The sequence below is a fragment of the Selenomonas sp. GACV-9 genome (assembly GCA_900116485.1).
GTDB lineage: Bacteria > Bacillota > Negativicutes > Selenomonadales > Selenomonadaceae > Selenomonas_A > Selenomonas_A ruminantium_G.
The window spans coordinates 131,618-151,362 of record FPAX01000005.1 but is presented as its reverse complement, the minus strand read 5'-3'; the positions used below and the strand labels follow the sequence as shown (position 1 = coordinate 151,362).

Annotated in this window: 25 protein-coding genes; 24 read left to right on the top strand and 1 reads right to left on the bottom strand. The window is 53.9% G+C overall.

The window, feature by feature from the left end:
• The first annotated feature begins 9 nt into the window (after positions 1–9).
• From kdsB to BM322_RS06690, 24 genes are all read left to right on the top strand, one after another.
• On the top strand, positions 10–741 hold the full coding sequence (kdsB, locus tag BM322_RS06805) for a 3-deoxy-manno-octulosonate cytidylyltransferase (RefSeq protein WP_075429148.1): 732 nt from the start codon (positions 10–12) through the stop codon (positions 739–741).
• A 35-nt stretch (positions 742–776) separates the two neighbouring features.
• The gene (gene kdsA / locus BM322_RS06800) at positions 777–1,604 is read left to right on the top strand and encodes a 3-deoxy-8-phosphooctulonate synthase (protein WP_075429147.1); all 828 of its coding nucleotides are present in this window, start codon (positions 777–779) and stop codon (positions 1,602–1,604) included.
• Positions 1,605–1,653: 49 nt separating this feature from the next.
• The gene (locus BM322_RS06795) at positions 1,654–2,625 is read left to right on the top strand and encodes an SIS domain-containing protein (RefSeq protein WP_075429146.1); all 972 of its coding nucleotides are present in this window, start codon (positions 1,654–1,656) and stop codon (positions 2,623–2,625) included.
• A gap of 1 nt (position 2,626) precedes the next feature.
• Positions 2,627–3,187 carry an HAD family hydrolase gene (locus tag BM322_RS06790; protein ID WP_075429145.1) on the top strand — a complete coding sequence of 187 codons (561 nt, stop codon included), beginning with the start codon at positions 2,627–2,629 and terminating at the stop codon, positions 3,185–3,187.
• A 33-nt stretch (positions 3,188–3,220) separates the two neighbouring features.
• Entirely contained in the window at positions 3,221–4,132 is a 912-nt protein-coding gene (locus tag BM322_RS06785; protein WP_075429144.1) for a lysophospholipid acyltransferase family protein, read from the top strand.
• Positions 4,132–4,683 (top strand): LPS export ABC transporter periplasmic protein LptC, encoded by a 552-nt coding sequence (lptC, locus tag BM322_RS06780; protein WP_075429143.1) that lies wholly within the window; start codon positions 4,132–4,134, stop codon positions 4,681–4,683. Before BM322_RS06785 ends, lptC begins: the two co-directional genes overlap by 1 nt.
• Positions 4,680–5,360 carry an LptA/OstA family protein gene (locus tag BM322_RS06775; RefSeq protein ID WP_075429142.1) on the top strand — a complete coding sequence of 227 codons (681 nt, stop codon included), beginning with the start codon at positions 4,680–4,682 and terminating at the stop codon, positions 5,358–5,360. The genes lptC and BM322_RS06775 overlap by 4 nt, the downstream gene beginning before the upstream one ends.
• 40 nt (positions 5,361–5,400) lie before the next feature.
• Entirely contained in the window at positions 5,401–6,120 is a 720-nt protein-coding gene (gene lptB / locus BM322_RS06770) for an LPS export ABC transporter ATP-binding protein (protein WP_075429141.1), read from the top strand.
• A 14-nt stretch (positions 6,121–6,134) separates the two neighbouring features.
• A complete protein-coding gene (locus BM322_RS06765) occupies positions 6,135–7,235 on the top strand; it encodes an LptF/LptG family permease (RefSeq protein ID WP_075429140.1) in 1,101 nt (366 codons plus the stop codon).
• Positions 7,236–7,273: 38 nt separating this feature from the next.
• Positions 7,274–8,497 (top strand): DUF3084 domain-containing protein, encoded by a 1,224-nt coding sequence (locus tag BM322_RS06760; protein WP_075429139.1) that lies wholly within the window; start codon positions 7,274–7,276, stop codon positions 8,495–8,497.
• Between the two features lie 52 nt (positions 8,498–8,549).
• On the top strand, positions 8,550–8,966 hold the full coding sequence (locus BM322_RS06755; RefSeq protein ID WP_075429138.1) for a resolvase: 417 nt from the start codon (positions 8,550–8,552) through the stop codon (positions 8,964–8,966).
• On the top strand, positions 8,956–9,420 hold the full coding sequence (locus tag BM322_RS06750) for a dCMP deaminase family protein (RefSeq protein WP_075429137.1): 465 nt from the start codon (positions 8,956–8,958) through the stop codon (positions 9,418–9,420). The genes BM322_RS06755 and BM322_RS06750 overlap by 11 nt, the downstream gene beginning before the upstream one ends.
• A gap of 112 nt (positions 9,421–9,532) precedes the next feature.
• Positions 9,533–10,585 carry an MraY family glycosyltransferase gene (locus BM322_RS06745; protein WP_075429136.1) on the top strand — a complete coding sequence of 351 codons (1,053 nt, stop codon included), beginning with the start codon at positions 9,533–9,535 and terminating at the stop codon, positions 10,583–10,585.
• Positions 10,586–10,662: 77 nt separating this feature from the next.
• Complete coding sequence (gene wecB / locus BM322_RS06740; protein ID WP_075429135.1) at positions 10,663–11,826, top strand: non-hydrolyzing UDP-N-acetylglucosamine 2-epimerase; 1,164 nt, start codon at positions 10,663–10,665, stop codon at positions 11,824–11,826.
• A 52-nt stretch (positions 11,827–11,878) separates the two neighbouring features.
• Positions 11,879–12,133 carry an AtpZ/AtpI family protein gene (locus tag BM322_RS06735; RefSeq protein ID WP_075429134.1) on the top strand — a complete coding sequence of 85 codons (255 nt, stop codon included), beginning with the start codon at positions 11,879–11,881 and terminating at the stop codon, positions 12,131–12,133.
• 323 nt (positions 12,134–12,456) lie between these two features.
• Complete coding sequence (locus tag BM322_RS06730) at positions 12,457–12,831, top strand: hypothetical protein (RefSeq protein WP_075429133.1); 375 nt, start codon at positions 12,457–12,459, stop codon at positions 12,829–12,831.
• Positions 12,832–12,864: 33 nt separating this feature from the next.
• Positions 12,865–13,545 (top strand): F0F1 ATP synthase subunit A, encoded by a 681-nt coding sequence (gene atpB, locus BM322_RS06725; RefSeq protein ID WP_075429132.1) that lies wholly within the window; start codon positions 12,865–12,867, stop codon positions 13,543–13,545.
• A 45-nt stretch (positions 13,546–13,590) separates the two neighbouring features.
• Entirely contained in the window at positions 13,591–13,842 is a 252-nt protein-coding gene (gene atpE, locus BM322_RS06720) for a F0F1 ATP synthase subunit C (protein ID WP_075429131.1), read from the top strand.
• A gap of 40 nt (positions 13,843–13,882) precedes the next feature.
• Positions 13,883–14,386: a F0F1 ATP synthase subunit B gene (atpF, locus tag BM322_RS06715; RefSeq protein WP_075429130.1), complete on the top strand. Its 504-nt coding sequence runs from the start codon at positions 13,883–13,885 to the stop codon at positions 14,384–14,386.
• The gene (locus BM322_RS06710; RefSeq protein WP_075429129.1) at positions 14,380–14,922 is read left to right on the top strand and encodes a F0F1 ATP synthase subunit delta; all 543 of its coding nucleotides are present in this window, start codon (positions 14,380–14,382) and stop codon (positions 14,920–14,922) included. Before atpF ends, BM322_RS06710 begins: the two co-directional genes overlap by 7 nt.
• A 24-nt stretch (positions 14,923–14,946) precedes the next feature.
• Positions 14,947–16,464, top strand: coding sequence for a F0F1 ATP synthase subunit alpha (atpA, locus tag BM322_RS06705; RefSeq protein WP_075429128.1), 1,518 nt, complete (start codon positions 14,947–14,949; stop codon positions 16,462–16,464).
• Between the two features lie 19 nt (positions 16,465–16,483).
• Positions 16,484–17,338: an ATP synthase F1 subunit gamma gene (gene atpG / locus BM322_RS06700; protein ID WP_075429127.1), complete on the top strand. Its 855-nt coding sequence runs from the start codon at positions 16,484–16,486 to the stop codon at positions 17,336–17,338.
• A 23-nt stretch (positions 17,339–17,361) separates the two neighbouring features.
• Positions 17,362–18,777, top strand: a complete 1,416-nt coding sequence (atpD, locus tag BM322_RS06695) for a F0F1 ATP synthase subunit beta (RefSeq protein ID WP_075429126.1) — start codon at positions 17,362–17,364, stop codon at positions 18,775–18,777.
• Between the two features lie 3 nt (positions 18,778–18,780).
• Positions 18,781–19,215: a F0F1 ATP synthase subunit epsilon gene (locus tag BM322_RS06690; RefSeq protein ID WP_075429125.1), complete on the top strand. Its 435-nt coding sequence runs from the start codon at positions 18,781–18,783 to the stop codon at positions 19,213–19,215.
• Positions 19,216–19,266: 51 nt separating this feature from the next.
• Here the strand turns inward: BM322_RS06690 and BM322_RS06685 are convergent, their stop codons facing one another.
• The gene (locus BM322_RS06685; protein WP_075429124.1) at positions 19,267–19,596 is read right to left on the bottom strand and encodes a hypothetical protein; all 330 of its coding nucleotides are present in this window, start codon (positions 19,594–19,596) and stop codon (positions 19,267–19,269) included.
• Between the last annotated feature and the right edge of the window lie 149 nt (positions 19,597–19,745).

Here is a 19,745-nt window from a genome sequence, read left to right as displayed (position 1 = left end):
GTAAAATCCATGAATGTTTTATGTGTCATACCTGCTCGCTACGCATCGACGCGCCTGCCGGGCAAACCGCTCAAGGATATCGCTGGCAAGCCGATGGTCTGCCGCGTTTATGAAAGGGCATCTCAGGCAGGAAAAGTCAGCAAGACGCTGGTGGCAACCGATGATGAGCGCATCTTGCAGGCGGTAAAAGCCAATGGTGGCGAGGCCATGATGACGCGCAAGGACCATCCGACGGGCACCGACCGTCTGGCCGAGGTGGCGGCAGCTTTTCCTGAGGCGGAGCTCATCATCAATGTGCAGGGCGATGAGCCGCTGATTGAGCCGTCGCTTATCGATGAACTGGCTGCGGTGTTTGAGGCGGATAGCAATCTCAAGATGGCCACGGTAAAGACGGAAATGATCGATCGGGCCGAGCAGGAAAATCCGAATAATGTAAAGGTCGTAACCGATAAGAATGGCTATGCGCTCTACTTCTCGCGTTCACTTATACCATATCCGCGCAATGAAGGCTGCCCGGTCTACAAGCATATCGGCATCTATGCCTATAAGCGTGACTTCCTGCTGCAGTATGCGAAGATGGGCTCGACGCCACTGGAGGCGGCCGAATCCCTTGAGCAGCTGCGGGCACTGGAAAATGGCTACCGCATCAAGGTCGTGGAGACAAAGGCGAAATTTGTTGGTGTCGATACAGCCGAAGACCTGCAGAAGGTCAATGAGATCTATCAGAAAATGGGTTTATGATAAGAGTTGAAAATTTCTATAAAGGAGAGGCGAGTATGAATAAGGTAAAAGTGGGAAACTTCGAAATCGGTGGCGGCGAGAAACTGACGTTGCTGGCAGGGCCCTGTGTGCTGGAGGGAATGGATCGCTGCCTGCTGATTGGCCGCACGATCAAGGAAATCTGCGCACGTCTGGATATCAATTACGTATTCAAGGCCTCCTTTGACAAGGCTAATCGTTCCTCCTTCCATAGCTTCCGTGGACCGGGCATGGAGAAAGGCATCGAGATGCTGCAGCAGATCAAAGACGAGCTGCAGGTACCGGTGGTTACGGACATTCATGAGACGTATCAGGCTGAGCCGGTGGCCAAGGTAGCCGATATCCTGCAGATTCCGGCATTCCTGTGCCGTCAGACGGACCTCCTGCATGCTGCCGCGCAGACTGGCAGGGTCGTCAATGTCAAGAAAGGCCAGTTCCTGGCACCGGAGGACATGCGCAATGTCGTGGACAAGCTGCATGAGAGCGGCTGCAACCAGATCATGCTGACGGAGCGCGGTGCTTCCTTTGGTTATCACAATCTCGTCGTTGATATGCGTTCGCTGCCAATCATGCGCTCCTTCGGTTATCCGGTGGTCATGGATGGCACGCACAGCGTTCAGCTGCCGGGCGGCAATGGCACGACTTCTGCTGGCAATCGCGAGTATGTTGAGTACCTCGTCCGTGCTGCTGTCGGTGCTGGCATCGATGCGCTGTTCCTGGAGGTTCATGACAATCCGGAAGAGGCTCTGTCTGATGGTGCCAACATGGTTTACCTCGACAAGCTCGAGGATCTGCTCAAGGATGCTGTTGCCATCCATGAAATCGTCCGCAAGAAAAAGAACTGAGCGGATGGTAATTTGATTCAGCTAAGGGCATAAGGGGAAAAGACTTGTGATGAAGATAAGAGAAAAGGCAATTGAGACATTAGATATCGAGGCGGAGGCCGTACTGAAACTCAAGGATCGCATCGATGATGAGTTCATAGCGGCAGTGCAGTGCATCCTGGACTGCCAGGCACGCGTCATCGTGACCGGCATGGGCAAATCCGGCCACGTGGGCCGCAAGATTGCGGCGACGCTGGCGAGCACAGGCACTCCGGCGTTCTTCATGCATCCGGCCGAGGCCTTCCATGGCGATCTCGGCATGGTCACGGAACGCGATGTGGTCATCGCAATCAGCAACAGCGGTGAGTCGTCGGAGGTTGTCAACATCCTGCCAATCATCAGCCGCATTGGCGCGACGATCATTGCCATGTGCGGCCGCCGCGATTCGCAGCTCGGCAAGGCCTGTGACTATTTTGTCGATATCGGCGTTGAGCGTGAGGCCTGCCCGCTGGGCCTGGCCCCGACGGCCAGCACGACGGCAACGCTGGCCATGGGCGATGCGATGGCGATGGCATTGATGTCAGTGCGCCACTTCACAAGTCAGGATTTTGCCCTCTATCATCCGGGCGGAGCCCTGGGCCGCCGGCTGCTGCTCAAGGTTGCCGATGTCATGCATTCGGGCGAAGAAAACCCGATCGTATCCCAGGATAAGACGGCCAAGGATGCCCTCTTCATCATGACGGATAAGGGCCTGGGTGCGGCATCCGTTGTCGATGACAATGGCAAGTTTGTCGGTCTTATCACCGATGGCATCATCCGCCGTGCACTGGCTAAGGACTACAAATTCCTCGACGAGTCGGTCAAGAACATCATGTTCGAGCAGCCGCTGACCATTGCCCAGGATGAGCTGGCAGCAGCTGCGCTGTCGGTCATGGAGAAACACAAGCCGCGGCCAGTTACGGTACTGCCGGTCATTGATGCTGAGAATACGCCGGTGGGCATCGTCCATCTGACGGATCTCCTGCGTCAGGGGGTTGTCTGATATGGAGCAGAAGAGTGGTGCGCTTGAACGGGCGCAGGCCGTGAAACTCATCATCTTTGACGTAGATGGTGTACTGACTGATGGCGGCATATACATTGGCGAGAGCGGTGAGCTCTACAAGCCGTTTTTCTGCCGCGACGGTCTTGGCATCACGCTGGCCCATAAGGCCGGACTCAAGACGGCCATCATCACGGGGCGGCGGTCTGCCCAGGTGGCTTTCCGTGCTGGCGAGCTGCATATCTCGGAGGTATTCCAGGGCAGCCTTGATAAGCGGGCGGCTTACCGTACCTTGAAGGAGAAACTCGAGCTATGCGACGAGGAAATCGGCTATATTGGCGACGATCTCATCGATCTGCCAATCATGAGCCAGGTTGGCTTGCCCATGGCTGTAGCTGACGCTGTGCCGGAGGTTCGCCAGCAGGCGCTGCTGACATCTGGCTTTGCTGGCGGTCATGGGGCTGTACGGGAGTTATTGGAGTTTGTCTTGAAGGCGCAGGGCAAGTGGCAGGTTTTGCTGCAGGACTTCACTGCGCCTGACGCTGCCCGTGGCTTGGCGCAGTGATATTAGAAAGATTTTTGTGGGGGAACGTAATCCATGCATTATAAATTCGTGATGTTCATGAGCTGGCTCGTATGCCATACGCCATATGCACTGCTTATGGCAGTTGGCCGCGTGATGGGCAATCTCTACTATCTCCTGATCAAGAAGGAGCGTGAACGCGCTGTGGCGCAGATGATGCCGGCTCTGGGCCTGTCTGAGGCTGAGGCCCGCAAGGTGGTACGGGCTTCGTTCGTGAACCTGGCGCGCAATGTATTGGAGATCCTCTACATGCCGCGACTCAATGAACAGAACTTCACCGAGTACATTGAGGTTGAGCACTTAGAGCGCATGCGCGCTGCGCTGGCTGAAAATAAGGGCGTTGTCGTCCTGACTGGCCATATCGGTACTTGGGAGTGGCTGTCGGCTGCATTTTCGCTGAACGGCATGCCGGTAACGGCCATTGCCAAGCCGCAGCCGAATATCCAGTATACCCAGGCTCTCGATGATCTGCGCAAGACCATTCATGTGGAGATCTTCTCGCGTGGCACCAGCGAGCTTATCGCTGCGGCCCGGGCGCTGAAACAGGGCAAGATCCTCGGCTTCCTGGCCGATCAGGATGGCGGCCCCGGCGGCGCGTTTATCCCGTTTTTGGGCAAGGTCGCATCGACGCCGATGGGCGCTGCGGTCTTTTCCCGCAAATTCAATTCGCCGGTCATTCCCGCTTTTATCCTGCGCCAGCCCAATGGCAAGCACAAGGTGATCGTGGGCGAGGCCATGCGCTATGAAGATACGGGGGATACGGATAAGGACCTGTTCGATTTCACAGTGCGCATGACGAAGGTCGTGGAACAGGTAATCCGTGAGAATCCGACGCAGTGGCTGTGGTTCCAGAAGCGCTGGAATACGACGCCAGATATGCAGAAGACGGGCAAGCATCATACCGTCAAGGCACGGGAGGCTGAATGATGAGCAAAAGGACAAAGTGGCTGCTGGCTGGTGGCTTGGCAGTGTTTGTGGCTCTGGTGGTTTGGACGGTGGCAACGATCCCCGAAGTGCCGCAGGATCAGACGAAGGTTGAGGCACCGAAGACCATGACCTATGAGGGCAATACCCTCAGCGAAGAAAAAGATGGCCGCAAGCTGTGGGAGCTTACGGCTGAGCGCATCGAGGTCGATGTGGAGACCCAGGATGTCAAACTCGTGAATATCACTGGGCATTTCTACGCGGAAGATGGCCGCACGGTTGAGATCAAAGCGGATCAGGGTGAGTTTGCCAATGAGACCAAGGATATCTCGGTCAAAGGCAATGTGGATATCCATACCAGTGACGGGGCGAGCCTCAAGGGGCAGGAACTGCGCTGGCAGGCCAAAGAGGAGATGCTGGCAGCAATAGGTGACGCTGTAGCAGTCAAAGATGATATGAAGGTTACCGGTGACCGTATCGAGAGTACGGACGGATTCAATAAGATCAAGATTATCGGCAAGGCACACCTTGTCAAGGGAGGAGACAGCATATGAGCAAGATGAAGAAGACACTGTTGGCATTGGCTGTAAGTGTGGTCCTGCCGATGAGCAGCATGAGTGCTGCCGGCGAGCCGGCAGAGCTCGATGCCGATACGGTCACTTATGATATGAGCACCGGGGTCGCGACCGCGACGGGTGATGTGCTGATGAAACGGGGCACGGCCCGCGTTTCGGGCGCAACGGCTACGTACAACTCCAAGACCCAGGAGGCAACGGTCGAGGGCAATGTCATCGCTACCCGTGATGATATGCGGATGACCTGCGCGAAAGTCGTCTCCGATGGCCAGGGGCATATCATGGCGGTTGGCAGTGTGCAAGGCGTGCAGGGCGACAAGAGCTTTGCTGGGGAACAGGTCGATTACTATCCGGAGCAGGGCAAGTATGTGCTGATGCCGTCGGGTGGAACGCTGACCAGTGCTGACAGCACGTTTACGGCTAATCGCATCGAAGGATGGCTGGATGCTGAGCACTACATCGGCACGGGCAATGCTCATGTCGTGAGCACGTCGCGCAATATGGAAGCCGGTGGCGATCAGATGGATTATCAGGGCAAGGAGCAGGGGGTTGTCGTCGTTACGGGCAATGCCTGGGCAATCCAGGATAACAACACGCTCAAGAGCAATCGCCTGACGCTCTATCTTGCACAGGACGGACAGGCTAAGGTAAAATAAAAGGATAGGCAATCAGCAAATTTTTTGGAGGGCATGAGCTTTGCATATCGAAGCGAAGAATCTGGTAAAGAAATTCAAGGAGAGGACAGCTGTTGACCGAGTGTCCCTGCGGGTGGAAAAAGGCGAGATCGTCGGCCTGCTGGGGCCGAATGGTGCTGGCAAGACGACCTCCTTCTATATGATCGTAGGCTTGGAGCATCCCACGTCTGGTGAAGTGTATCTGTCGGATATCGATATCACGAATCTGCCAATGTACCGTCGTGCGGAGCTGGGCATCAGCTATCTGACACAGGAGGCCTCGATATTCCGCAAGCTGACCGTTCGCGAGAATATCATGGCCATCCTTGAGACGACCAAGCTTTCCAAGGCCGAGCAGATCAATAAGTACAATGAACTGATCGAGGAATTCCATATCGGTCATGTTCAGGAGCGCAAAGGTACGGAGCTTTCGGGTGGTGAGCGCCGCCGCGTAGAGATTGCGCGCTGTTTGGCCTTGGAGCCGCAGTTTATCCTGCTCGATGAGCCCTTTGCCGGTGTCGATCCGCTGGCTGTGGCGGATATCCAGGAAATCATCCAGTACCTGCGCCAGCGGGGCATGGGCATCCTGATCACGGATCACAATGTGCGCGAGACCTTGCATATCGTTGACCGTGCCTACATCCTCAGTGAGGGAAAGATCCTGCTGGAGGGCGACAGCCAGACTATAGCCAGTAGCCCGATTGCGAAGAAATTCTACCTCGGTGAGAATTTCACGCTTTGATTGGAGAAGGAACGATGCATTTAAGAATCTTAGATAAATATATATTCCGGGAGGTATTCCTGACATTCCTGTTCGGCATCGCGGCCTTTACGGCTGTCTTTGTCGGTTCGGGAACCCTGTTCAGCATCGCGAGATACATCACGGAATACGGTGCCTCACTGCAGTCGGTGGTGAAGATATTCGTACTGGGACTGCCGGGGGTCATCATGTGGACATTCCCGATGTCCATGGTGCTGGCGAGCCTGCTGACCTTTGGCAAGCTGTCGAGCTCGAGCGAGATCACGGCCATGAAGTCCTGCGGCATCAGCTTTACGCGTATTGCGGCACCGGCTGTGATCATGGGGTTTGTGGTCAGTATTGGCGCGATTGCCTTCAATGAGTATGTGGTGCCTTGGGCCAACACGGCTTATCACAATGTTCTCTACTATGAGATTCAGGGCAAGAGCGGCATGAAGTCGCAGGAACATATCATCCTCAAAGAACTCGACCATGACAAGATCAAGCGGCTTGTCTATGCGCGGGCTTATGATGCCGATACGCAGACGCTGCAGAGCATAACCCTGCAGGAGTTCAATGCTGACAGCAAAGTGAGCCATGTCGAGAACGCCGAATATGCGGAGTGGAATGGCGATGAGTGGATCATGCATAACGGCATGATCTATGATATTGCCCAGGAGGATGGCCAGAGCGAGCATACGATGCGTTTCAACAAGCAGGTGCTGCCCATCCAGGCCAACCCTAAGCAGATCGTCCGCGAGCAGAAAGAGCTCGAGGAGATGACGATGAAGGAGCTGCGTGAACAGATTGAGATCATGAAGACGCAGTATGTGGATACGAAGACGCTGGAGGCTGAGCTTTATCAGCGTGTGACCGTGCCGCTGGCCAGCTTGATCTTTGCGCTGGTCGGCGTGCCCTTGGGCTTGCAGCCCACGCGCAATTCGTCATCTGCTGGTTTTGCGATGAGCATCATCATCATTTTCTGTTATTATGCACTGATGACTTTGGGCAATGCACTGGCCCGTGGCGGCATACTGCCACCGCTGCTGGCAGTATGGATCCCGAATATCGTTGGTATGGTGGTAGGTTTTATCTTGATACGGCGGGCATCGCGGTAAGGATGCCAGATTTTTGCAGGAAGGTGGAATGATGAAGGATGTACGGAATCCTTTTGATTGCAGTGCTGATAGTTACTGGCGGCGCCATTGCGTTTATCGGTGACCGGCTCGGAACGAAAATTGGCAAGAAACGGTTATCAATCTTTGGCCTGCGGCCGCGGCATACATCAATCATCATCACTATCTTCACGGGAATCTGTATTACGACTTTGACCTTTGGCGTCATGGCGGCCGCCTCGGAAAATGTGCGCACGGCTCTTTTTGGCATGGAGCGCCTGAATCAGACGATGCGGGCAACCCAGACAAGCCTGAACGAGGCACAGGCAGATCTTGCTACTGCCCAGTCGGAGCAACAGCGTACCAATGAGGAACTGCTGCAGTCAAAAGAAGATGTTGAAAAGTTGCGTCAGCAGCAGACGGAACTGGAGGCTGAATCGGCTCGCCTGCAAGAGGGAAATCGTCTTCTCGAGGCGGCCAAGCAGGAGCTCACCTCGCGTAATGATTCCTTGAGCAGCCAGAACAGCCAGCTGAGCAATCAGAATGCCAATCTGACAGATAATAATGCGAAGCTGACCCGGGACAATACGGTACTGGAAAAACGCGCGGCTGATCTGCGCGATGGCCTGATCACGATTCGTGAAGGCGATATCGCGTTTCAGGCAGGGGAAGTCATTGCCAGTGGTGTCGTTCGCGGCAATCGTCCGGAGGCTGATGTGGATCGTGATATGCAGGCGCTGGCGCAGCTGGCAAACCGCAATATTTCCAATAAGCTTGGCAAGGACAATTCGGATCAGGATATATGGATTTATCAGCCAGAGTATGAGGCGGCTGTACATACGATTGCGGCAAGCAAGCAGGATATGGTTGTGCGTATCGTCGCAGCGGGCAACCTGCTGCGCGGCGAGGCCGTGCGCACGACGCTGGCACTCTACAAGAACAGCGTGATCTACCGGGATAAGGAATTCATCATTGCCAAGCCGTATATGCTAAGTGGTGGTTCTGATGGCGAGGCGGAGCAGACGGTGATGAACTTCCTCAAGGATGTCAATCTGGCAGCCACGACGAAGGGAATCCTGCCTGATCCGCTGCGCGGCTCGGTGGGCGTCATGGAAGGCGCACAGTTCTATGAGGTTGTCAATTCCTTGCGCGGCCGGCGTGGAGCGGTGGTATTGTCCGCTTATGCCAATGGCAGTACGGATGCGTTGGGGCCGCTGCGCTTGACAATCCGGACCGAGTTTCAGACAGACAGTGCCGTACGCTGATGCGGCAAAGCAAGCCTTCCCTGCGGGGAAGGCTCTTTTATAGGAGGAAGACATGAACATTGCAGCGCTAGATCCTGGACGGGATAAATGCGGCTTTGCTGTGTTGGCTGGGGATGGAACGGTGCTCTGGCAGCAGGTCATCGAAACGGCCAGGCTGGAAGACGAACTTATTGCTGCACGGCAGCGGTTCGGTTTTGACCGGCTGGTTGAGGGTAATGGTACTACGAGCCAGCAGGCCAGGGAGCGTATTGAGACAGCTCTGCCGGATTTGCCTGTGGTCGTGGTAGATGAATACCGGACGACAGAGATGGCCAAGGGCGAGTACTGGAAGGCCCATCCACCGAAGGGGTGGCGCCGGCTGCTACCGGTGACCATGCAGGTGCCGCCAGAGCCAGTGGATGATTTTGTCGCTGTGATTCTGGGGCATCGTTATTTACAGAAGAGAGAGGAAGAGAATCATGAATCGTGAGAAACAGCAGCGCCCGGACTGGACAGAGTATTTCCTGGATATCGCCAAGGCTGTTGGCCGTCGTGCCACCTGTCTGCGCCGCCGCTATGGTGCCATCATCGTCAAGGATAAGATCATCATCAGCACGGGCTACAATGGTGCGCCGCGCGGCGAGTCCAACTGCATCGATACCGGCGTCTGCGAGCGTGAACGCCTGCATGTGCCCAAGGGGCAGAATTATGAACTCTGCGTAGCGGTTCATGCGGAACAGAATGCCATCATCAATGCCGATCCTGCGGTCATGGAGGGTGCGACCATCTATATCGTCGGTATCAATGCTGACGGCAGCCTGGCCTCCGGCAAGCCTTGCCTGCTTTGCCGCCGTATGCTTCGAAATGCCAAGCTGGCAAAGGTCGTCTACTACGAAACCGATGGCAGCATCGTAACCTGCCGACCTGATGAGATTCATGACTGACTGGAATCAAACGGCGCATTCAGCTTATTTTCATTGACACTGGCGAACCGCTGCGGTAAAATAGGCTTGCTATAAAAATTTGAATGCAAAGGGAAAAAGAGGTGCTACTTGTATGCCAGATTATATGATGGCGTTTGTTATTGCTGCCGGTGTGGCATTGCTCATTACGCCAGGCGTGATCTTTTTGGCGGCCAAGACAGGAGCCATGGATGCTCCTGATGCGAGAAAAGTACATAAAAAACCGATTCCGCGTATCGGCGGATTGGGGATCTATGCAGCGTTCATGGTGGCGATGTTCAGCATCATGATTGCGGTGCCGATGTCAGAGGAAGTCATGAACGAGCTTATCGGTCTTATGGTCGGCGGTTCGCTGATCGTATTGGTTGGTATCATCGATGACTATAAGAACCTGCCGGCCAAGGTCAAGCTCGTGGGACAGATCCTGGCAGCAGCCGTACTTGTTGTTGCCTTTGATGTGCGCATCGACTTCATTACGGATCCATTTGGCGATTATATCTATACGGAATGGTTTGCCATCCCGGCTACGATTTTCTGGATTGTCGGCCTGACAAATACCGTCAACTTGATTGACGGCCTCGATGGCCTGGCTGCTGGCGTATCGACGATTGCGGCCATTACGATATTCCTTGTGGCGTTGCAGCAGGGCATCGTGCTCGTTGCTGTGCTCACGGCAGCTCTGGCAGGTGCTGCCATCGGCTTCCTTTATTACAATTTCAATCCTGCCCGCATCTTCATGGGAGACTCGGGCAGCATGTTCCTTGGCTATATGCTGGCAGGTATCTCGGTCATCGGTGCGGTCAAGAGCGCAGCGACGATTGCGCTGATCGTGCCGATCCTGGCACTTGGTTTGCCGATCCTTGATACGACGTTTGCGATTGTTCGCCGCTATCGTGGTGGCGTGCCGATCTTCAAACCGGATAAGGGGCATCTTCATCATCGTCTGCTCGACCTGGGATTCAGCCAGCGTCAGGCAGTCCTCTTGATGTATGTGATCAGCGCCTTGTTAGGTCTCAGTGCTGTGGCGCTCACCGAGGTCAGCACGCAGATTGCCATTCTCATCGTCGGCGCGGTCGTGGTGGCAGTGCTTTTCGGGGCGAAGAAGATTGGCATTTTCCGTTTGAACGATTCCGCGCATCAGCATTAAGCCCGCGGGAACATACAGAGTGGGAACCCAGAAGGCAGGTGTGAGACCTGCCTTTCTTTATAGAAAGGGGATTTTTGATGGATAAGAAGAAAATCAAGGTGATGACGGTCTTTGGGACGCGTCCTGAGGCAATCAAGATGGCACCAATCGTGCTGGAGCTTCAGAAACACGCGGATAAGATTACGCCAGTGGTAGCGGTAACGGCACAGCACCGCGAGATGCTCGATCAGGTACTGAACCTTTTCCATATCACGCCGGACCACGACCTTGATATCATGGCGCAGGGACAGACGCTCTTTGACATCACGACGAAAGCCATGAAGGGCCTCGATGCGGTGCTGTCGGAAGAGAAGCCGGACATCGTGCTCGTCCATGGCGATACGACGACGACCTTTGCCGGCGCTTTGGCTGCCTACTATCATCAGACGACTGTCGGTCATGTGGAGGCAGGCCTGCGTACCCATAACAAGTACTCGCCGTTCCCGGAGGAGATGAACCGCAAGCTCACGGGCTGTATTTCCGATCTCAACTTTGCACCGACCGCGACGAGCGAGCAGAACCTGCTGGCTGAAAATGTTGCCAAAGACAGCATCTTCGTCACGGGCAATACGGTCATCGATGCGCTCCATCATACGGTACGGGCAGACTTCGAGTTCGAGGACGAGATGCTGCAGAATATCGATTTTGACAACAAGCGCATCATCCTCGTCACGACCCATCGCCGCGAGAATCTCGGCGAGCCGATGCGTCATGTCTACAAGGCACTGCGTCAGCTGACTGAGGAGTTTGAGGACGTAGAGGTCGTCTTCCCCGTGCATAAGAATCCGAAGGTACGCGAGGTTGTCCGTGAGGAACTCGGCGGCCTTGCCAAGGTCCATCTGATTGATCCGCTCGATTACGAGCCTTTTGCCAACCTCATGAGCCGTGCACACCTGATCCTGACGGATTCGGGCGGTGTACAGGAGGAGGCACCGGCATTGGGAAAACCCGTTCTTGTCCTGCGCGACACGACGGAGCGCCCGGAGGCTGTTGCAGCTGGCACGGTCAAGCTCATCGGCACTGACCGTGAGCGCGTGTATCAGGAAGCTAAGACGCTGCTCGAAGATCCGGCGGAGTATGGCCGCATGGCGGAGTCGGTCAATCCTTATGGTGATGGCAAGGCATCGGAGCGTATCATTCAGGCAATCCTCTACCATTATGGCATGGCTGCCAACCGTCCAGATGTGTTTGACGGTAAATAAGCAAAGCAAGCCTTCCCGTCAGGGAAGGCTTTTTTTACAGGGAGAACGAGATATGGACAAGAAGGTACAGACAGAGCAGGAAGTGCAGAAACATGAAGGCTTGCGGCAGGCTGTCAAGGCTTTTTCGGTGCTGGGCGGCATCGGCATTTATCTGGTGGTTTTTGTCGGCATCTGCGTGTTTTTAGGCAATTTGGCTGATGAGAATCTAGGACTTGACTATGCCGGCAAATTGATCGGAATCATCGTGGGTTTCCCTGGTGCTATCTATACGCTGTACCGCCAGCTCAAGCAGGGAAATGTGCTTTGAATGGCGGTATTGGTTGAATTGTCGATATTTTAGCTTTTGTTGAAAAAATGCTTGCTATTCATTAATCAATCGCATATAATAAACATTGCGACCAACGTGGATAAATCAATTTTATTGATTTATGGTAGTATAAATAAATGTTTTTTATGACTATATAGGAAAAATAAATCGTAATTTTTCTTTAGATTTCTAGAAAACAAAAGGGATTTAAACCATCGATGTCGAAATATGACTGTTAGGCAGATGGTGTCCCACAGGGATGTATACTATCGTCGTAAGTATTCAACGAAGACGACGGCTTTGGCTGCCGTTGGAGGAGGAATATGAAAGAAGTTTTATCGGTATTCATAAAGCGCCTGGCAGTTGGCTTGGCGGTGGCGGCATTGATGGTTGGCAGTCTCTTGCTTGCAAGAGGCGAGGCACATCTCATCGGTGCACTGCTGCTTGGGTATCTGGCAGCGCTGGTGTTTGTCTGGAATATGGCCTGGCGATTGTGGAGAATCGCTGCGGTTCCTGCTGGCGGCGCAAAGAAGCAGATGCTTTGGGGGCTGGTCTTGCGGATGATGGTTCTGCTGTTGATCCTGCTGACAGCCGTAAATATTTCTGCGCAAGTGTTCGGGGTGACCGTGCTGGGGTTCCTTATCTGCTATGGAATGGCGATGTTCCTGCTGATCCATATGAATTACGGTAAAGGCTAACTGAGGTTTTCTTATGGGAAGGAGGTTGAGTGTATGGGCGAAGAGGTCGTTCATCGCGGAACAGAGCAGATCATGGGCTTTTCCTTTAACATGGAAACGCTGTACATGACCTGGATTGCGATGGCAATTGTCCTGTTGATCGCATTCCTGGCTACCCGCAATCTGAAAATCATTCCGAGCGGCTGGCAGAATGTGGTGGAAATCATTGTTCTGTGGCTGCATGAGCAGCTTGATGCGATGATGGGACAGCGGGGCCGGTTCCTGGCGCCATTTATCGTATCCCTGTTCATGTTCCTGTTGGTTTCCAACTGGCTGGGCTTGATACCGAAGATGGCATCACCGACCAATGATCTGAACACTACACTGGCATTAGCACTCCTGGTCATTGTCATGGTACATGTACTGGGGCTTTTCATGAAGGGGGGCCACTATGTGGCGCATTTCTTCAAGCCGACGCCGGTATTTGTGATCATCAATGCGATTGAGGAAATTGCCAAGCCGATTACGCTGGCATTTCGTCTATTTGGTAACATTCTGGCAGGCGAGATTCTCATCGTCGTCCTGCTGAAACTCATGCCAATCTGGATGCCGATTCCAGCCGTTGCCTGGCTGGCGTTCAGTATCTTTATCGGCGGAGTTCAGGCCGTCATCTTCACGATGCTGTCGATGGCATATCTTGCCAATGCGGTCAAGCATGAGGAAGAGGAATCATAACTCTACTATCTGAGAAGTTTTTACATTGTTAAGGAGGATTTTTTCATGGAAAATGCAATTATGGTAGCAGCAGCTTTAATCGGTGCAGGTCTCTGCATGGGTCTCGCCGCAGTCGGCGCCGGCCTCGGTGATGGTATGGTAACGAGCCGTTTCATCGAAGGTATCACGCGTCAGCCGGAAGCAAAGAACACGCTGTTCACCAATACGCTGATTTCCGTTGGTCTGATCGAGGCAATGGCAATCATCGCAACGGTTGTTGCCCTGATCATGCTCTATGCTAACCCGCTCATCAAATAATTTCTTTTTGATGAAGAACATAGCAAGGGGGGCATAGTAATTGATCGAGTTAAATATGACATTTTTCGCGCAGATCCTCAACTTCGTAATCCTGGTCGTATTACTGCGCGCTGTGGCTTATAAGCCGGTCGTCAACATGCTCAAAGCCCGCGAGGATAAGATAAAGGAAAGCCTCGACAAAGCAGATGCTGATGCAGCGGAAGCTGACCAGCTGCTGGCTGATTACAAGAAGAAGCTGGCTGCTGCCAACATCAAGGCTGAGGAGATTATCCGCAACGCGGAAAAGCGTGCCAGCGAAGATCGCGAGGCAGCACGTGCTGAGACGAAACGCGAAATCGAGCAGATGAAGAAAGCCGCTGCAGCGGAAATCCAGCGTGACCGTGAGCGGGCTGTAGCCCAGCTCCGTGCTGAGGTTGTGGCTCTGTCCATGGCTGCTGCCGGTAAGATCATCTCGAAAAATATCGATAAAGCTGAGAATGAACAGCTTATCACGGAATTCGTCGATAAGCTCGACAAAGACAAGATTGGTGATTTGCCATGCTAAACTTACAGCTTGCACGTAAATATTCCCGGGCCATCTTCGAGATTGCCCAGGAGGAAGATAAGCTTGTGGAGTATGGCAAGGAGCTGGCCGATGTGCGCACCGGGCTGGACTCGGTACCAGAGGCTGCAGCTTTCCTTTCCAATCCGCAGGTCGAGACGAAGGCGAAGAAAGAGATTCTCGGCAAGATGTTTGAGGGTGAGCTTTCGGCAAACGTGTACAATTTCCTGATGCTGCTGATTGACAAGCGCCGCATTGCGCTGCTGTCTGCCATCGAGGATGAGTACCGTGCGCTTTCCAATGAGGCCAGAGGCATCCTGATTGCGGATGTTACGACAGCAGAGCCGGCTAGTTCTGCACAGCAGGAGTCTATCAAGACGAAACTGGCGCAGGTTACAGGCAAGAAAGTGGAGCTGCGCCTCCACGAGAACAAAGACATCATCGGTGGCGTGATCGTAAAGATTGGCGATCGCCGCATCGATGGCAGTGTTGCCGGCCGCCTCGAAACGCTGAGAAAAGAATTACTGGCGAACAAGTGATGAAACTGGGGTGACAGCGAAGTTATGAAAATGAATCCGGAAGAAATAACAGCCATCATCAAAGACCAGATTAAGAACTATAACGTTGAACTTAATGTGGATGATGTTGGTACGGTTATCGAGATCGGTGACGGTATCGCCCATATCCATGGCCTGGAGAAAGCCATGGCTGGCGAGCTGCTCGATTTCGGCAATGATGTATATGGTCTGGTCCTGAACCTTGAGCAGGACAATGTCGGTGCCGTTATCTTAGGCGGCGAGACGAAGGTCAAAGAGGGCTCGCAGGTCAAGCGCACGGGCAAAATCATGCAGGTGCCGGCTGGCGAGGCTATGATTGGCCGCGTAGTCGATGCTATCGGTCGTCCTATCGATGGCAAAGGCGAAATCAAGGCTGAGACGATGCGTCCGGTCGAGTTCCATGCACCGGGTATCGCTGACCGTAAATCGGTCCATGAGCCGCTGCAGACTGGTATCAAGGCTATCGATGCCCTCGTACCTATCGGCCGTGGCCAGCGTGAGCTCATCATCGGTGACCGTGGTATCGGTAAGACGGCTATCGCCGTTGACACGATCCTCAACCAGCATGATCAGGATTGTATCTGCGTCTATGTGGCCATCGGTCAGAAGGCCTCGACGGTTGCCCGTGTTGTCAAGACTCTCGAAGAGGCTGGCGCTATGAAGTACACGATTGTCGTTGCGGCTACGGCTGCCGACAGCGCTCCACTGCAGTACCTGGCTCCGTATGCCGGTGTTGCCATGGCTGAGCACTTCATGTATCAGGGCAAGGCTTGCCTCTGCGTCTATGATGACCTTACGAAGCATGCAGCTGCTTACCGTGCTATGTCCCTGCTTCTGCGCAGACCGCCAGGGCGTGAGGCATATCCGGGCGATGTATTCTATCTGCATTCCCGTCTCCTTGAGCGTGCAGCTAAACTCAGCGATGAGCTGGGCGGCGGTTCTATCACGGCTCTGCCGATCATCGAGACCCAGGCTGGTGACGTTTCGGCCTATATCCCGACGAACGTCATCTCCATTACCGATGGTCAGATCATGCTGGAGACCAACTCCTTCTACTCCGGTATCCGTCCGGCTATCAGCGTAGGTCTGTCGGTATCCCGTGTCGGTGGTTCGGCACAGATCAAGGCCATGAAACAGGTTGCTGGTACGATGCGTCTTGACCTTGCTCAGTATCGTGAGCTGGCTGCTTTCTCGCAGTTCGCATCTGATCTCGACAAGGCTACGAAGGCACAGCTCGATCGCGGTGCCCGCATGGTAGAGACGCTGAAACAGGCTCAGTACAGCCCGCTGCTCGTCCAGGATCAGGTTATGGTCATCTACACGGCCGTCAAGGGCTTCCTTGTCGACATTCCGGTTGACAAGGTCGTAGATTTCCATGCAGATTTCCTGAAGTTCATGCACACGCAGCATCCGGAAATCGGCCGCAAGATCGCTGACCAGAAGAAACTCGATGATGCAATCGAGACGGAGCTCAAGCAGGCAATTGAGGAGTTCAAGGAAACCGTAACATACAAAATGGCATAAGGCAGCGAGGTGATTCTTTTTGGCTAGTTTACAGGATATCCGCCAGCGCATCAAAAGCGTAAAGAGTACCAAGCAGATCACGAGTGCCATGAACATGGTTGCGACTTCGCGTTTGCGTCATGCAAAAGAAGCAGCTAGCGCTAATCGTCCTTATGCGGAAAAGGTCATGGAGGTTGTCAAGGAAATTGCCGCCAATGCAGGCGCTGATTTCTCGCATCCTCTGCTCGAGACGCATAAGGGTGGTAAAAAGCTCATCCTGCTGGTCACGGCCGACAAGGGCCTGGCCGGTGCTTATTCCAGCAATGCTTGCAAAGCAGCGGAAGCCATTGTGGAATCCAAGGACGATACGGAGCTGGTTATTGTGGGCCGCAAGGGTGTCGCTCACTTCAAGAACCGCAACTATAAGATCCTTGAGAGCTATATCGGTATTAGCGAGCGTCCGTCCTTCGATCATGCGAAGAATATTGCAGAATATATTGTGGAGCGGTTCAAGTCCGGTCAGTACCGGGAAGTGCAGATGGTCTATACGAAGTTCATCTCGGCCATCAGCTGTGAACCGCAGACTGTTCAGCTGCTGCCGTTCCAGTCAGAGGCTGGAGAAACTACGGGCGTCCATGCTGAGTACATTTATGAGCCGGATGCGGCAACGGTACTCGGTTTCCTGCTCCCGCAGTATCTGTATACGACAGTCTACGCAGCGCTTTTGCAGTCAGCAGCATCGGAGCTGAGTTCCCGTATGAATGCAATGAGCAATGCTACGGACAACGCGGAAGAACTCATGAGCAAGCTGGACCTCTACTACAACAAGGTACGTCAGGCAGGCATCACCAACGAGATCACAGAGATCGTTGGCGGCGCTGAAGCTCTGAAATAAGAGCATCGTTAGGAGGTTTACCATTGGCAACAAAAGGTAAAGTCGTACAGGTCATCGGACCTGTCGTAGATATTGAATTCCCCGCAGGCGAGCTGCCGGAAATTCTCAATGCAGTCACCATCAAGGGCAAGGCTGGCGAAGTCGACATCGATCTCGTTGTCGAAGTCATGCAGCATCTTGGCGACAGCGTAACCCGCTGCATCGCTATGAGCTCTACCGATGGTCTTACCCGTGGCATGGAGGCCGTTGATACTGGCGCTCCAATCACGGTTCCGGTCGGCAATGAAGTTCTCGGCCGTATCTTCAACGTTCTGGGTCAGACCGTTGACCATGATCCGACTCCGGTCGGCAACAAGGAAGCTTGGCCAATCCATCGTCCGGCTCCGAAGTTTGATGAGCAGGAGACCAGCACGCAGGTTCTCGAGACCGGTATCAAGGTCGTTGACCTCATCGCTCCCTATGCCCGCGGTGGTAAGATTGGTCTGTTCGGTGGTGCAGGCGTCGGCAAGACGGTCCTCATCATGGAGCTCATCCATAACATCGCCAAAGAGCACGGCGGTTACTCCGTATTCGCTGGCGTCGGTGAGCGTACCCGTGAGGGTAATGACCTCTGGGGCGAGATGAAGGAGTCGAAGGTTATCGACAAGACGGCTCTTGTCTATGGCCAGATGAATGAGCCGCCAGGAGCACGTATGCGCGTAGCTCTGACGGGCCTTACCATGGCAGAGTACTTCCGTGATGTCCAGCATCAGGACGTGCTGCTGTTCATCGATAACATCTTCCGTTTCATCCAGGCAGGTTCGGAGGTATCCGCACTGCTGGGCCGTATGCCGTCGGCAGTAGGTTATCAGCCGACGCTGACCACGGATATCGGTGCTCTGCAGGAGCGTATCACGTCCACGAAACAGGGGTCCATCACGTCGGTTCAGGCAGTCTATGTCCCGGCTGATGACCTTACGGACCCGGCTCCGGCAGGTACCTTCACGCACCTCGATGCAACGACGGTCCTTTCCCGTCAGATTGCTGAGCTCGGTATCTATCCGGCCGTTGATCCGCTGGATTCCACGAGCCGTATCCTGAACCAGGAAGTCCTGGGCCAGGAGCACTATGAAGTCGCTCGCGGCGTTCAGGCTGTTCTGCAGAAGTACAAAGAGCTGCAGGATATCATCGCCATCCTCGGTATGGAGGAGCTCTCCGAAGAGGATAAGCTCACCGTATCCCGTGCGCGTAAGATTCAGCGTTTCCTCTCGCAGCCGTTCCACGTTGCTGAGGTATTCACGGGTTCCCCGGGTAAATACGTACCGCTCAAAGAGACGGTCCGTGGTTTCAAGGAGATCCTTGAGGGTAAGTATGACGACCTGCCGGAGAATGCGTTCTACATGGTAGGTACGATTGACGAAGCTGTGGAGAAAGCTAAGAAACTTAAAGAGGAGGAATAATCTATGGCGACTATCAAGCTAGAGATTGTCTCTCCGGATAAAGTGGTTTACTCCGCAGACATCAGCATGCTCATCGTCCGTTCCACGGGCGGCGAGCTCGGCATCCTGCCGAAACATGCACCATTGGTTACGGGCCTTGTGCCGCACGCCATGCGCGTGCGCCTTGGCGCTGACCGCGATGAGCAGCTCATCGCCGTAGCTGGTGGTTTCATGGAGGTCACGCCGGATAAGATTACGGTACTGGCGACTGCTGCTGAGCAGCCAATCGATATCGATATCAACCGTGCGAAGGATGCCATGGCCCGTGCAAAAGCACGTCTGGACCAGTTCCATCAGGGTGTGCCGGAGTCGAAGAACATCGACATCGAGCGTGCACAGCTCGCTATGCAGCGTGCTATGGCCCGTTTGCGTGCGACCAAGACGGAATTCCAAGAATAACGGCAACAAAAAAGAGCTATCAGCCGATAGCTCTTTTTTGTTGCCGTTAAGTCAGCCGACGAAGGTGTAGTAGGCTGAAAGCAGGAACATCGCGATAGCAAGGCCCATGGAGGCGAGGCTGGCACGGTTCACATAGATCTTGGCATTCTCGGAAATGTTGCCATGACGGAAGATATAGGTCATCGAGAGCGAGAACGTCAGCAATAAGTACATCCAGCGGTTAAGGCTGTCGAAGTGTTCCCAGCCCACGAGGGTGACGACGGCCGTAAAGGCGATGACGAAGATCAGCAGGTAGTCCTTGCCAATCTTTTCCTGGGGCTTGTCCTCAGCCTTTTTCTTGGGATAGACCTTGTTCTGCAATTTCTTATATTGCTTTGCCATAAGAGAAAAACTCCTTTACTGTGAAATCAGATAACTACATTATATCATGAGTCGAAGGTCGGCGACAAATTGGAGTTTACAGAGTTACGGCGATTTTGAGCTCTTGGCAGGAAATATGACATTCGGGGCGAAATGATATAGGTAACGAA